Source organism: Gemmatimonadaceae bacterium (assembly GCA_016720905.1).
Classification (GTDB): Bacteria; Gemmatimonadota; Gemmatimonadetes; order Gemmatimonadales; family Gemmatimonadaceae; genus Gemmatimonas.
Genome location: JADKJT010000030.1, coordinates 76,204 through 89,357, shown reverse-complemented (window position 1 = coordinate 89,357; position 13,154 = coordinate 76,204). Strand labels below are relative to the sequence as shown.

The 13,154-nt window shown below is 65.1% G+C and carries 10 protein-coding genes; 6 read left to right on the top strand and 4 right to left on the bottom strand.

Features of this window, described 5'->3' with window-relative positions; all coding sequences use genetic code 11:
• Nucleotide 1: 1 nt before the first annotated feature.
• The 3 genes from IPP90_19300 to glmM form a co-directional block, all read right to left on the bottom strand.
• Entirely contained in the window at nt 2-889 is an 888-nt protein-coding gene (locus tag IPP90_19300; protein MBL0172812.1) for a formamidopyrimidine-DNA glycosylase, read from the bottom strand.
• A gap of 131 nt (nt 890-1,020) precedes the next feature.
• Nucleotides 1,021-2,847 carry a glutamine--fructose-6-phosphate transaminase (isomerizing) gene (gene glmS / locus IPP90_19295; GenBank protein ID MBL0172811.1) on the bottom strand — a complete coding sequence of 609 codons (1,827 nt, stop codon included), beginning with the start codon at nt 2,845-2,847 and terminating at the stop codon, nt 1,021-1,023.
• A 36-nt stretch (nt 2,848-2,883) separates the two neighbouring features.
• Nucleotides 2,884-4,257, bottom strand: a complete 1,374-nt coding sequence (gene glmM, locus IPP90_19290; GenBank protein MBL0172810.1) for a phosphoglucosamine mutase — start codon at nt 4,255-4,257, stop codon at nt 2,884-2,886.
• Between the two features lie 273 nt (nt 4,258-4,530).
• On the opposite strand from glmM, the gene IPP90_19285 reads away from it, so the two are divergent.
• Nucleotides 4,531-5,979 (top strand): AMP-binding protein, encoded by a 1,449-nt coding sequence (locus IPP90_19285; GenBank protein MBL0172809.1) that lies wholly within the window; start codon nt 4,531-4,533, stop codon nt 5,977-5,979.
• 16 nt (nt 5,980-5,995) lie between these two features.
• Here the strand turns inward: IPP90_19285 and IPP90_19280 are convergent, their stop codons facing one another.
• Nucleotides 5,996-7,081: a response regulator gene (locus IPP90_19280; GenBank protein ID MBL0172808.1), complete on the bottom strand. Its 1,086-nt coding sequence runs from the start codon at nt 7,079-7,081 to the stop codon at nt 5,996-5,998.
• A 166-nt stretch (nt 7,082-7,247) separates the two neighbouring features.
• Here IPP90_19280 and IPP90_19275 point away from each other — a divergent pair, with 166 nt between their 5' ends.
• The 5 genes from IPP90_19275 (at nt 7,248) to IPP90_19255 (ending at nt 13,000) form a co-directional block, all read left to right on the top strand.
• Nucleotides 7,248-8,417 (top strand): aminotransferase class I/II-fold pyridoxal phosphate-dependent enzyme, encoded by a 1,170-nt coding sequence (locus IPP90_19275; protein ID MBL0172807.1) that lies wholly within the window; start codon nt 7,248-7,250, stop codon nt 8,415-8,417.
• 75 nt (nt 8,418-8,492) lie between these two features.
• Nucleotides 8,493-9,497: a M48 family metallopeptidase gene (locus IPP90_19270; GenBank protein ID MBL0172806.1), complete on the top strand. Its 1,005-nt coding sequence runs from the start codon at nt 8,493-8,495 to the stop codon at nt 9,495-9,497.
• Nucleotides 9,498-9,548: 51 nt separating this feature from the next.
• Nucleotides 9,549-10,904, top strand: coding sequence for a phosphoribosylamine--glycine ligase (purD, locus tag IPP90_19265; protein ID MBL0172805.1), 1,356 nt, complete (start codon nt 9,549-9,551; stop codon nt 10,902-10,904).
• Entirely contained in the window at nt 10,888-11,724 is an 837-nt protein-coding gene (gene mutM / locus IPP90_19260; GenBank protein MBL0172804.1) for a bifunctional DNA-formamidopyrimidine glycosylase/DNA-(apurinic or apyrimidinic site) lyase, read from the top strand. Before purD ends, mutM begins: the two co-directional genes overlap by 17 nt.
• Nucleotides 11,684-13,000 (top strand): GIY-YIG nuclease family protein, encoded by a 1,317-nt coding sequence (locus IPP90_19255; protein MBL0172803.1) that lies wholly within the window; start codon nt 11,684-11,686, stop codon nt 12,998-13,000. The genes mutM and IPP90_19255 overlap by 41 nt, the downstream gene beginning before the upstream one ends.
• Nucleotides 13,001-13,154: the final 154 nt, after the last annotated feature.

The window sequence follows — 13,154 nt, the reverse complement described above, 5'->3', positions numbered from 1 at the left end:
TTCACCCCTCCAGATCTTCGAGCCGCCTCGGGAAGTCCTTCTTGAGGAGCCGAGACAGCGCCCGATCGGCCAGAATCCGGCCGCCGGTCTGGCAGCGTGCGCAGTAGTTCGTTTCGTTGTCGGCATAGCGTATCCGCTGGACCGGGGCGTGGCAGTCCGGACACGGCTGGCCGAACCGTCCATGCACGGCCATACCATCGTGAAACGCCGTCACGGTCTCCGGAAATGCATCGCCCACTTCCAACCTCAACCGGCTCGTCCATGCGGTCAGCGTGGCCCGTGTGGCCTCACGAATGCGCGCAATCTCGTCGTCGGTGAGCTTGCCGGTGAGCTGTAGCGGCGACAACCTGGCCGCATGCAGCAGTTCGTCGGAATAGGCATTGCCGATGCCACTGAACAGCCGGGGATCGGTGAGCGAGCGCTTCAGCGTGTGATTCTCCCGACGCAGTGCCTCCGCATAGTCGGCCGCAGACGCCTGCATCGGATCAATGCCGCCGCGATCAAAGCCGACCAGTGACGCCTCACCTTCCACGACGTGCACCGACGCGCGGCGCTTCGATCCAGCCTCGCTCAGGAACAGCGTCCCATGCGCAAAGTCGAATGCGAACACGGCCAGCTTTCCCGGTAACGATTTGCCTGGAGGCCGCCATCGCAAACGACCGGCGATCATCAGGTGGATCACGACGAAGCAGTCGTGGTCACAGGCCACCACCAGCCGCTTGCCAATCGCGCGGATACCCACCACACGCGAATTCGCGAGCACCAAGACGTCCGGCCGGACGGTACGCAGCACGAAGGGATTGAGCACACGCACGCCCTGCAACACATGGCCGACTATGTAGGCCTCGAGGCGCTCGCGGTAGACGGCGATATCCGGGTACTCGGGCATAGGCGGCGCGGTGGGTGCGTGAAGACGGGACAGGGGAGAATGAAGACGGGAGACGCCCAATCGGCAAGCCAGTGGCTGCCGCGCGGACGTCTCCCGTCTCCCGTCTCCCGTCTTCAGATCCCGTGCGCCGCCTACTCCACCGTGACCGACTTCGCCAGATTGCGCGGCTGGTCGACGTTGCAGCCACGCTTGACCGCGATGTAGTACGCCAGCAATTGCAACGGGACACTGGCCAGGATCGGCGTGAGCAGATCGACCGTCTCCGGAATGCGGAACTCATAGTCCAGCTTTCCCGCCAACGACGGCTCATCACGCGTGGTGATCGCGATGATCTTGCCCTTGCGCGCTTTCACTTCCTGGATGTTCGACGTGATCTTCTCGAACACGGAATCATGTGGCGCAATACACACCACCGGCATCATTTCGTCGATGAGCGCGATGGGTCCATGCTTCATCTCTGCGGCCGGGTATCCCTCGGCATGGATGTAGCTGATTTCCTTGAGCTTGAGCGCGCCTTCCAGGGCGGCCGGGAAATTGTAGCCGCGACCCAGATACAGGAAATTCGTGGCGCGCTTGAATTCTTCCGCCAGTGCTTCTACTTCATCGGCACGGTCGAGTATCGACTGGATCTGCTCGGGAAGCTTGGCCAGCGCCTGCGCGATCTCGCGACCCTGCGCGACCGACAGGTTGCGCAATCGCGCCAGCTTGAGCGTGAACAGCGCCAGTGCCACCACCTGGCTGCTGAACGCCTTGGTGGACGCGACGCCGATCTCGGGGCCCGCGTGCAGGTAGATGCCGCCGTCATCCTCACGGGCAATCGTGGAGCCGACGACATTCACCAGGCCCAGCGTGCGCGCACCGCGTCGTTTGGCTTCGCGCATGGCAGCCAGCGTATCGGCCGTTTCGCCGGACTGCGATATCACAATGCACAGCGTGGTCGGGGTCACGATCGGATTGCGGTAACGGAACTCCGACGCGTATTCCACTTCCACCGGAATGCGGCACAGCTCTTCGATCATCATCTCACCGATCAACGCCGAATGCCAGCTGGTGCCGCAGGCGGTGATGATGATGTTGTCGACCTTGAGCAAGTCTTCCTTCGAGATGTTCAATCCGCCCAGCTTCGAGAAGCCTTCCTCGAGAATCAGTCGGCCACGCATGGTGTTTTCCACCGTCGTGGGCTGCTCAAAGATTTCCTTGAGCATGAAATGCGGATACCCGCCACGCTCGATCTGTTCGAGGTCCCAGTCGATGCGCGACACCGGCTTGTCCAGCAGCACGGAGTCCAGATCGAGCACCTTGTACCCGTCGCGCGTGATCACCGCGACGTCACCGTCGTCGAGATAGATCACATTGCGGGTGTAGGCCAGAATGGCCGACGCGTCGGAGGCGATGAAGTACTCGCCGTCACCCAGGCCAACCAGCAGCGGGCTGCCTTTGCGGGCCGCCACGATCTTGTCCTTCTCCTTGGACGAGATGACCGCGATGCCATAGGTGCCCTCGACCTGACGCAACGCCTCTATGACGGCGGCTTCGAGGTTGCCGGCATAGGCGGCTTCGATGAGATGCGCAAGCACTTCGGTGTCAGTATCCGACGTGAACACGAACCCGCGCGCTTCCAGACCGGCCTTGAGGACGGTGGCGTTCTCGATGATGCCGTTGTGCACCACGGCGATCGAGCGATCGGTGCTCACATGCGGGTGCGCATTGCCTTCGGTCGGCGGGCCGTGCGTCGCCCAGCGCGTGTGACCGATCCCCAGCGTGCCCCGCGGCGGATTGGCATCGATGACCGACTCCAGACGCGAGATCTTCCCCGCCGCCTTGCGTGTCTCCACGCCCTTGCCGTTCATGATCGCGACGCCCGCCGAGTCGTAGCCGCGATACTCAAGGCGCTTGAGGCCGTCGAGCAGGACGGGGGTGGCGATCTTGTCGCCGACGTATCCAACGATTCCGCACATGGTAGGAGTAGGTCTGAGGAGTCTTGCGAACGTCGGTCAGGTGCCCGCGGCCAGATCGGCCAACGGCTTGCGCGCCTGGGCAATGAGCTGTCGGGCATCCGCTTCCGCAGGCGCCTCGGCAATCACACGAACAATCGGCTCCGTCCCCGAGGGGCGGAGATGCACCCAGCGATCGGCCCAATCCAGCCGAAGGCCATCCTGCGTATCTGCGACCGCGTCGGGGAACGCGGCACGCAACGCGGCATACACCGCGTCGAGTTGAACGTTCGGACGGTCGAGTTTGTCCTTCACGATCACATAGCGCGGCTTGTCCGCCCGCAGGTGCGACAGCGGGCGACCTTCTTCGAGCATCAGTTGCAGCAGCAGTGCAGCACCCACCGGCGCATCACGACCCAGATGCAATTCCGGAAGGATCACGCCGCCGTTTCCCTCGCCCCCGATTGTCGCGCCAAGATCACGCATGGCCATCGCCACGTTGACCTCACCCACCTTGGCAAAGTGGAACGGAACGCCCGCTTCCGCCGCCACATCAGCGACCACCTTGCTGGTGGACAGGTTCGTGACGACCGGCCCCGGTCGATGCTTCAACACCGTGCGGGCCGCGAACGCGAGCGTGTAGTCCTCGCCCGGCGCCTGCCCATCATCGAGCACGAGGGCCAATCGATCCACATCAGGATCGGTGGCAAATCCCACGTCGGCCCCGACGTTCCGCACCAGGGTCGCCAGCTCGCCAAGGTTCTCCGCGACCGGTTCAGGCGGTCGAGGAAAGACACCGTCCGGCGTCATGCCCATGGCGAAGACTTCGCAGCCCAACGCGGTGAGCAACTCGGGCATGATCACCGCACCGGCGCCATGACAGCAGTCCAGGGCCACGCGAAAACCGCGCGCCCGAATTCCGGCCACGTCGAGATAGGGCAGCGCAAGCACTTGATCGATGTGTCGACGAACGGCGTCCGGATCACCGACAACGTCGCCAAGCCGATCCCACGTGGCGCGAGGCACGCCGGCGTCCATGAGCGCGCGCATGTCGCTGCCTTCGGACGCGGAAAGGAACAGGCCGGATGGACCGATGAACTTGAGGGCGTTCCACTCGATCGGATTGTGGCTGGCCGTGATGCCGAGGCCGCCCGCGGCGTGATGATATTCCACGGCAAGCTGAATCGTGGGCGTCGGCACCATGCCGATGTCAATCACCGTGCAACCGACAGACTGCAGCGCGCCGTGAACAATGCGCGTGAACATCGGGCCGGACACGCGGCTGTCACGACCGACGACAATCGTGCGCACGCCATTGCGCGACGCCCACGCGCCGAACGCCGCAGCGAATGTCGCCACGACCTCCGGGGTAAGCCCCGCGCCAACCCGGCCGCGCACGCCGGACACACTCACCATCAGCCCTTCAAATGCCATGCCGTCCCTCATCAGATTCGAATGGCCTGCCAGATCTATCCCGCAGATCGATCGCTGTTACGCATTTGGTATTCGGTGCTTCACTCGTCCTTCTACTGCTATCACGAAACCGGCGTGCAAGTTAGGCGGCCTCTTCCCCCCTACCAATAGTCCCAAGGAAGGGTGTGGCCATGGACCCAGTGGCTGACAGACGCATCTCCATCGCATGGACGATTTCATGGGCGGCCCGTTACGGAGATGGCCCCCGCTGGCACGGTTGGATATGCTCCTCCCATGGCTGATCCGCTTTCCATCCTCCCTTTGGCGCTGGCGGCCGCCGGTGGTCGCGTTGACGACGCACCGTGCCAGCAGCTGATCGCGGCCGGCCTGACGCTGCTACAGCGTTCAGCGCCGCTCGTTCGGGCGCTGGCCGGTCGACGCGCGGCGATCCTGCTGCCGACCGGGCCCGCGTTCCTGACCGCGCTGGCGGCGTGCGATGGGCGAGGAGCCGTACTTCTCAATCCCCTCGCGGCGCCGCCGGAGCTTGCCTGGCAGCTCCAGGATGCGGAAGTCGGCGCGGTCATTACCATTGCCGCGCTGGCAACCCACCTGCCGGCCGATACCCCGATGGTGCTTATGGACGACGTACCGCGCACTGCACGGGTGGTCATTGAAGGCCGAGCAAAAGATGTCGACCTCGGCTCGCATCATGGCCTGGCGCTGTCTGGCACGCGCGACGTCGAGGGACACCACGAAGAATGCGTCATCGTCTACACGTCGGCCATGGCCGGTCGGTTGCGCGGTGCGCGCCTGTCACATCGAAACCTGCTCGCCAACGCACGCTCCGCTGTGCTCGCGATGGGACTCACACCAGATGACCATTCCCTGGCGTTGCTGCCTTTCGCCCACCTCTTCGGGTTGACGGTGAGTGCCGCCGCCCCGCTGCTGGCCGGCGGCCGCATCACGACGATGGCTCGCTTCAACCCTGTCAGAGCGCTGGAACTGATTGAACAGCAGTCGATCACGCGGCTGATCGGGGTGCCGGCGATCTTCGCCGCCCTGGTGCAGGCGATCGAACGTCGCGGCGTCCCCGCGACCAAACATCGGCTGCAGACGTGCATCTGCGGAGGGGCGCCGCTCTCCCCCACGCTGCAGGAGCAATTCGCCGAACTCACCGGTGTGGAGTTGCGGCAGGGGTACGGACTGACGGAGGCGGCGCCGGTATGCCTGGCCAACACCATAGCGCACGACAATCGACGCGGGACGTTGGGCGTGGCGATGCCCGACGTGGCCGTGACGATCCGCGATCCAGCGACCGGTGCCGTATGCCCGACCGGCGTGGACGGCGAGATCTGCGTGCGCGGTCCCAACGTCTTCATGGGATACGTCAGGGGTGCGACCGACGGACTTGCGATCCGCGACGGATGGTTGCACACCGGCGATCTGGGGGCGGCCGACGCCGACGGCGTGATCGTGTTTCGTGGATTGCTCAAGGCGATGTTCACCCACAACGGTTTCAACATCTACCCGCGCGAACTCGAGCGCGTGATCGGTGAACTCCCCGGCGTATTGCAGGTGCGCGTGCAGGCGATTCCGGATCCGGTCCGTGGCCATGACATTGGGGTGGACGTCACCGGCCGCGTCAGCGAATCGGACGTGCGGCGGTGGTGCGAAACGCAGCTGAGCTTGTACAAACAGCCCTCGCTGGTACACGTGCGGTCGCCAGACGATAGTCCGATCTGACTCTCGCGAACGGCAATCAGGCGACGATCTGCAGGCGCACCGCCGGTTGCGGCGAGTGCTCGGGACGCGGGAATCCCTGTTGCTCCAGCGCTCGCTCGAATGCCGCCACACACACCGGATCGAATTGCGATCCGGCACACCGTCGCAATTCGGCGACGGCCACCTCGACACTGAGCCCCGATCGATAGACGCGTCCACTCGTCATCGCGTCGAAGGAATCGGCCACGGCGGTGATACGCGCTTCAAGCGGGATTTCGTGGCCGCGAAGCGCATCGGGTGTGCCCCGACCGTCGAAGCGCTCATGATGCGATCGCACCACCGCCAGCGCGTGCGGCATGTCGCGGAGCAACGGCGCCAGCAGGCGCCAGCCGATGACCGGGTGTTCCATGACATGCGCGTATTCGTCGGCGGTCAGCGAACCATCCTTGTTCAGCACGTCCTCTCGCACGCCGATCTTGCCGATATCATGAAGGCGGCTGCCCAATTCCAGCTGTTCCTGCAACGCCGCGGGCATCCCCAACTCACGGGCAATCGCCATCGCATAGCGCGAGACGCGCGTTGAGTGTCCCCAGGTGTACGCGTCCTTCACTTCGAGCGCCTCGGCCAGCGACTGCAGTGACGCGAGAAACAGTTCCTCATACTTCCGCGCCTGCAGGGTCACCCGCTCCTCGAGCTCCGTGCGATACGCGCGATTCTCGAGCAGCAGGCGTCGTTTGTCCAAGGCCTGCGCCACGCGCGCGCGAACTTCCGTAATGCCAAAGGGCTTGGTGAGATAGTCGATGGCTCCCGCCTCGAGGCACCGGACGGCGATGTTCACGTCGGACACGGCGGTGACCATCACGACGGCGGTATCCGCCCAACGGCGATGGATTTCGCGGAGCAACACCCCGCCATCCATACCCGGCATATGAAAGTCCGAGAGCACCAGCGGTACCGGCTCCGCTTCCAGCAGGGACAGTGCCTCGTCGCCCGAGGACGCTTCCCGGCAGGAGAATCCCTCAGCTTCCATGAGGCGCCGGAGCAGCGTTCGCAGCGGTGCTTCATCATCGACAATGACGCAGCGTCGAGCGCTATCGTGTAACGCACTGCCGGAAGGCGTCACGTCAGGCGGCCGGCCTGGGATCGCGAGGGCCGTCGGGCCAGTGACCGCTGGGCGCCCGATGCGAGACTCTGGGATCGTGTGTTTCGCGCACGCCGGCTCGCCCCACCCGCAACGGGCCGTTACTTTCAGCCTTTCCCTCCTCGCCCGAACGCACCAGCCGAAGACCATGACGCGCATCTACGACGAAGATCTTGCGGGCGGACTCTCCACCCGAGCCATTCACGCCGGTCAGCGCCCTGATCCCCTGTCGGGTGCCATCATGACGCCGGTCTACCTGACGTCCACGTACGTGCAGGACGGGATCGGACTCAACAAGGGATACGAGTACGCCCGCGGAAAGAACCCGACGCGACAGGCGCTCGAACGTAATGTCGCGACGCTTGAAGGCGGCCGGCATGGGCTCGCGTTCGGCAGTGGCATGGGCTGCCTCGACTCGATCATGAAGCTGTTCCGCGCCGGCGATCACATCGTCTGCGGCGAAAACGTCTACGGGGGCACCTTCCGACTGTTCGACCGGATCCTGCGTCATATGGGTCTGTCGTTCTCGTACGTGGACACACGCGATCCGCAGATCGTCGCGGATGCGATGACGCCGACCACGCGCGCACTGCTCGTGGAGACGCCGACCAATCCGCTCATGTGGCTGACCGATTTGGCCGCCATGAGCGACATCGCCAAGCGGCACCAGGCACTGCTCATCGTGGACAACACCTTCGCCACTCCGGTCTTCCAGCGACCGTTGGAATTCGGAGCGGATATTGTGTGGCACTCCACGACGAAGTACCTGAATGGTCACTCTGATATGATCGGCGGGATTGCCGTCGTTCTTGAGGATGATCTGGCCGATCGGCTGCAGTTCATCCTGAATGCCGCCGGCGCCGTCCCCGGCCCGTTCGATGCGTGGCTCGCCCTCAGGGGAACCAAGACGCTGCCGCTCCGCATGCGCCAGCACGACGCCAATGGGCGGCAGATCGCCGCCTGGTTGCTCAACCGCCTCGGCCCCGAGCGCATCATCTACCCCGGACTTCCCAACCACCCTCAGCATGCGCTGGCGGCATCACAGATGTCCGGGTTTGGGGGCATGATGACGCTGGAACTGGGGTCGCAGGACAACGCCAACCGGTTCCTGCAAAAGGTGCGGGTCTTCTCGCTGGCGGAGTCGCTGGGGGGGGTCGAGTCCCTCACCAACCATCCCTTCACCATGACGCACGGCTCCGTACCGGCGGAGGTGAAAGAGGCGATGGGGCTTACCAATGGGATGGTGCGACTCTCCTGCGGCATCGAGGACGTCGAGGACCTGATCGCGGATCTGGACGGGGCACTGGCTGGTCTGTAAGGCGGGCGCTCTGGAACCTCCTGAGCATCCCGCCGTAGTCACGGGTAACCGACCGGTCCCCCAACCCGCCCGATCATGTCGCGCATTTCGCTCACGCAGATTTCCTCCGTCAGCTGGGAGCATCCGGCCGACCGCGCCGCCCTGAATACCCTTCGCTCCATTCCGGGCTTCGACGAAGTGATCCGCCGGATCGCCAGCGTGTTCGGCGAAGCCGGCGTCCGTAACCTGTTTCTGGGTGACGCCGTCCTGATTGGCCCGACGCAGCGCCCGCAGTTGCATGCGATCTATCAAGAGGTCCTGCAGGCACTCGACTGGCCGCAGACCGGGCATCCCGTCCCACAGCTGTATGTGACGCAGACCCCGATCGCCAACGCGGGAGCCGTGGGGTTCGGGAATCCGTTCATCGTGATCAGTTCCGGTACGCTGGAATTGCTCGAGCCCGATGAACAGCGCTTTGTGCTGGCCCATGAAGTCGGCCACATCATCACCGGCCACACCACGTACCGGACCATTGCGTTGATCGTGCTCTTCTTCGGCATGAGCGCGCTGCCTCTGCTCGCCTCGATTGCGTTGTTGCCATTTCAACTCGCGCTGCTGGAGTGGTATCGCAAGTCGGAGCTGTCGGCTGACCGGGCGGGAATGCTGGGCACGCAGGACCCTCGTGGCAGTCTCATGACGTTTCTCAAGCTGGCCGGCGGTCGATCGATGGGTGACGCGATCGACCTCGACGCATATCTCGCCCAGGCGCAGGAGTACGATGTGGGCGGCACCACGTGGGACAGCGTGCTCAAAGCCATGAACACCGCGTTGCGCGAGCACCCGTTTCACACCGTCCGCGTGGCCGAGTTGCAGCGATGGGAACAGTCGGGTGACTACGCCCGGATCATGGCGGGTGAGTACACCAGGCGCGGCGCGGAAGGCGAGCGGCCCCTGCGTGACGATATGCGCGAAGCGGGCGACTACTACACCGAGCAGGCGAAAGCTGCGGCGCAGTCGGTGGGCGATGCCATCGGGCGGGCAACCGATGCCTTCAAGGAGGCCTTCCGATCGGCATCGGGCACGGGCGGTTCAGGGGGCTGACCAGTCTGGCGGTGGCCGGATTCCGTGCGGCCTCCGCGTTAGTTTTGCCGTATGAAGATCCTGCTCATCGGCTCTGGTGGCCGCGAACACGCCCTCGCTGACGCGCTCTCACGCGAGAATACGGCTGTCGAGCTGATTGCCACGCCCGGCAACCCCGGGCTGGCCGAGCTGGCACGCATCGAGCCGATTGGCGTCACCGATTTCCCTGCCCTCATCGCGTTGGCGGAATCGGAGGCGGTGAATCTGGTGGTGGTGGGCCCGGAAGCGCCGCTCGCGGCTGGCCTCGTCGATCAAATGCGATACCGTAGCATCCCGGTGTTCGGTCCGACGATGGGCGCCGCCACCGTCGAAACGTCAAAGGCCGACACGAAGGCCATGATGCTCGCCGCCGGCATCCCCACCGCACACGCGGAAACGCATCGCGTCGCGAGTGAAGCCAAAGAGGCCGTGCAGGCCCGGTTCGGCGCCCCCGTCGTGATCAAAGCGTCAGGCCTTGCAGCCGGCAAAGGTGTCATCGTCTGTCATACCATTGCCGAGGCGTACGCGGCCATCGATCGCATCCTCGATGACAAGGCGTTCGGCGACGCGGGCAACGAGTGTCTGGTGGAGTCGTTCATGACGGGTGAGGAGTTGTCGCTGTTCGCGCTCACCGATGGCACGGACGTGATGCCGATGCTGGGCGCGCAGGATCACAAGCGACTGCTGGACGGCGATGACGGTCCGAATACCGGAGGCATGGGCGCGTACACGCCGGTGTCATTCTGTACGCCCGCGTTGGTGGACGACATCACCGACCGCGTGTTTCATCCGACGCTGCACGCGCTGCGCAAGCGGGGCACACCGTTCACGGGCCTGCTGTATGCTGGCCTCATGATGACGCCGGACGGTCCGAAGGTTGTGGAGTTCAATTGTCGGTTCGGCGATCCGGAGACGCAGGCGATTCTCCCGATGCTTACCAGTAGCCTGCTCGAACCCCTGATGGCCATCGCGCGCGGTGCCCGCGTCAGGCACTGCAGCCCCCTTATGTGGCGGGAGGCCGCGTCGGTGACGACGGTGGTGGCGGCCAGCGGGTACCCGGACGCCCCCACAACGGGTTCGCCCATCGAGCTCCCTTCGTTTGGCGATGACATCCGCGTGTACCACGCCGGCACCACGCGTGATCGCGAGGGCGTGCTGCGCACGAGTGGTGGCAGAGTCTTCGCTGTCACGGCCATCGCCGCATCATTTGCCGATGCGCAGCAGCGCTCACGCGAGGCCGCAGCCCGCATCGGTTTTGACGGGGCGATGTATCGCCGCGACATCGGCTGGCGGGAAGCCGAGCGACGTGATGGCGCCCGACGCGACCTCGAACGTGATGCATGGCAGGCGGACGCCGCGCGTTCGGCCACGGATGCCGGAGCTTCCTGAAACCGAAACGATTGCCCGCGATCTCGATGCGGAGATTCGCGGTGCGATGGTCACGCGTGTCACGGTGTTGCGCGGCGACGTGCTCCGCGAAGGCACCGCAAAGGAGCTGGGTGACCGCCTGCCGGGGATGAGGGTGGTGCGCGTGTGGCGACGCGCCAAGCTGGTCGTGATCGATCTCGAATCGGCAACCGGGACATGGCATCTGGTCGTTCAGCCGCGATTCACTGGCGGTCTGCTGATTGCCCGCGACGCGACGCCGGACGTGCTCGGTGCCTATGTCTGCCTCAGCGTATCGCTGGCAGACGGCCGTCAGCTGCACTATCGCGACATGCGCCGGTTGGGGACCGTCACCCTTATGTCAGCGGACCGCTTCCACGAATACGCAGGCGACCTTGGCGTCGAGCCTCTTGACCCAGCGCTCGGCGACGCCGAGTTTTCGGTTCTTCTTCGGGCTTCCCGGCAACCCGTGAAAGTGATGCTGATGGATCAGCGTCGACTGGCCGGGGTGGGCAACATCTACGCCAACGAGGCACTGTGGAAAGCGGGTATCGACCCTTCACGCGAGGCACGGTCAGTGAGCCCGACCGAGGCGGCGGCGCTTCGACGGGCCCTGTGCGACGTGTTGGAGGCGTCGATTGCGGCGCGCGGCACGAGTTTCCGCGACTACCGGGATGCCCGCGGTGAGCGTGGAGGTTTCGTCGAGCAGCTGGCCGCCTACGGCCGCGCCGGCGCGCCCTGCCGGCGATGCGGGCGCCGTCTCGTGGGGACGCATGCGATCGATGGCCGAAGTACCGTCTTCTGTCCCACGTGCCAGCACTAAGGCGACGGCGCCGAAGTCGTCCGCCGCCACATCACGCGCGAAGGCGCAGCGCGCGAAAGCGCAGCGCGCGACATCGGTGCCGCCGGAACAACTCGACCTCGCCGTGGGGTCGTCCAATGCCGACGTGGCCCGATTGCGTGAGCACGTTCGTCTCAGTGCCCGCAATGTGCCGGGGGTCTATCTCATGCGGGGCGCGCACGGTGACGTGTTGTACGTGGGCAAGAGCACGCAGTTGCGCACCCGACTGTTGTCGTACTTCCGACTGCCATGGCCTGCGCACCGGCATGCGCGGATGTTGCGGGAGACCGCCAGCCTGGAATGGGAAGAACAGCCCAGCGAGTTCGCCGCGTTGCTCCGCGAAGTGCGCCTCATTCGCGCGCACTTGCCGCGCTACAACATCAAGTCCGCGCGACCGCTGCATCGCTGGTGGGTGATCACCGTCAGTGACGGCATCGCACCGCGCCTGCGCGTGCAACGGGCCAGTGCCGCCATGCGTGATCGGCGTCAGGGTCACACCGGCATGGTCGGGCCATTCTCCAGTCGCGCCCCGTTGGTGGAAGCGTTGCGCGTGCTCAACGATGCCCTGGGGTTGCGGGACTGTCCGGATCGCGTGCGTTTGATGCTGCGGGATGCCGCGGAGTTGTTCGACGACGTGCAGTATCCGCAACTGGCGCGCACACCGGCCTGTCACCGGTATGAAACGCGACGTTGCCTGGGCCCGTGTGTCGGCGCGTGCAGTGCCGGCGAGTATCGCGCACAGCTGACGCGTGCCCGTGCCGTGCTCGAGGGCCGTGACGATACGCCGCAACAGACGCTGGTGCGCGAGATGGCCGTCGCCAGCGCCGCCCTGTCGTACGAGCGAGCGGGATGGCTTCGCGATCGTCTCGCCTCGTTGCAGGAACTGGAGGTGCAGCTGTTGCGAGTGCGAGAGGCCGTGGCGCGGCCCAGCGGCGTCTACGCCGTGCCGGGGCGGGACGGCGATGATCGCGTGTACCTCATTCGCCATGGCCGCGTGATCGCTGAAGCGCGCTGCAACGACCTGGTCGCGATGTCCGCGCTGCACGCGCGCGCCACCTCCCCGGACACGACCGCCAGCGGCATCGCGCCCGATCATCTCGACGAAGTGATGATGATCGGTCAGTGGTTCAGAACGCGGCAGTCGACCACCGACCACATCCAGCGAAGCGTGGTCGACGCCCTGTCCTGCCTGCGAGACGTCGTCGCCGAAGGCTCAGGCCGGGCCGAGGGCACCGAATCCGAGGGTGAGCCACGCTGAGTCGGAATTGCGCGTGGTGAGCATGACGACTCCCGCCCTGAACCTGCCCCCACATGCGTTGCGCGTGACGACATCGGCTTTCCCGTGCATATTCCGATGTACAACGGGACAGCCGGGACGGGCGGCACCTGCCGACCCCACCTCGCGACCATCT

Excerpts from the sequence above, each read along its gene's own strand:
- IPP90_19300 (MBL0172812.1), bottom strand. The coding sequence starts at position 889 with ATGCCCGAGTACCCGGATATCGCCGTCTACCGCGAGCGCCTCGAGGCC.
- glmS (MBL0172811.1), bottom strand. The coding sequence starts at position 2,847 with ATGTGCGGAATCGTTGGATACGTCGGCGACAAGATCGCCACCCCCGTC.
- glmM (MBL0172810.1), bottom strand. The coding sequence starts at position 4,257 with ATGGCATTTGAAGGGCTGATGGTGAGTGTGTCCGGCGTGCGCGGCCGG.
- IPP90_19285 (MBL0172809.1), top strand. The coding sequence starts at position 4,531 with ATGGCTGATCCGCTTTCCATCCTCCCTTTGGCGCTGGCGGCCGCCGGT.
- IPP90_19275 (MBL0172807.1), top strand. The coding sequence starts at position 7,248 with ATGACGCGCATCTACGACGAAGATCTTGCGGGCGGACTCTCCACCCGA.
- IPP90_19270 (MBL0172806.1), top strand. The coding sequence starts at position 8,493 with ATGTCGCGCATTTCGCTCACGCAGATTTCCTCCGTCAGCTGGGAGCAT.
- purD (MBL0172805.1), top strand. The coding sequence starts at position 9,549 with ATGAAGATCCTGCTCATCGGCTCTGGTGGCCGCGAACACGCCCTCGCT.
- mutM (MBL0172804.1), top strand. The coding sequence starts at position 10,888 with ATGCCGGAGCTTCCTGAAACCGAAACGATTGCCCGCGATCTCGATGCG.
- IPP90_19255 (MBL0172803.1), top strand. The coding sequence starts at position 11,684 with ATGGCCGAAGTACCGTCTTCTGTCCCACGTGCCAGCACTAAGGCGACG.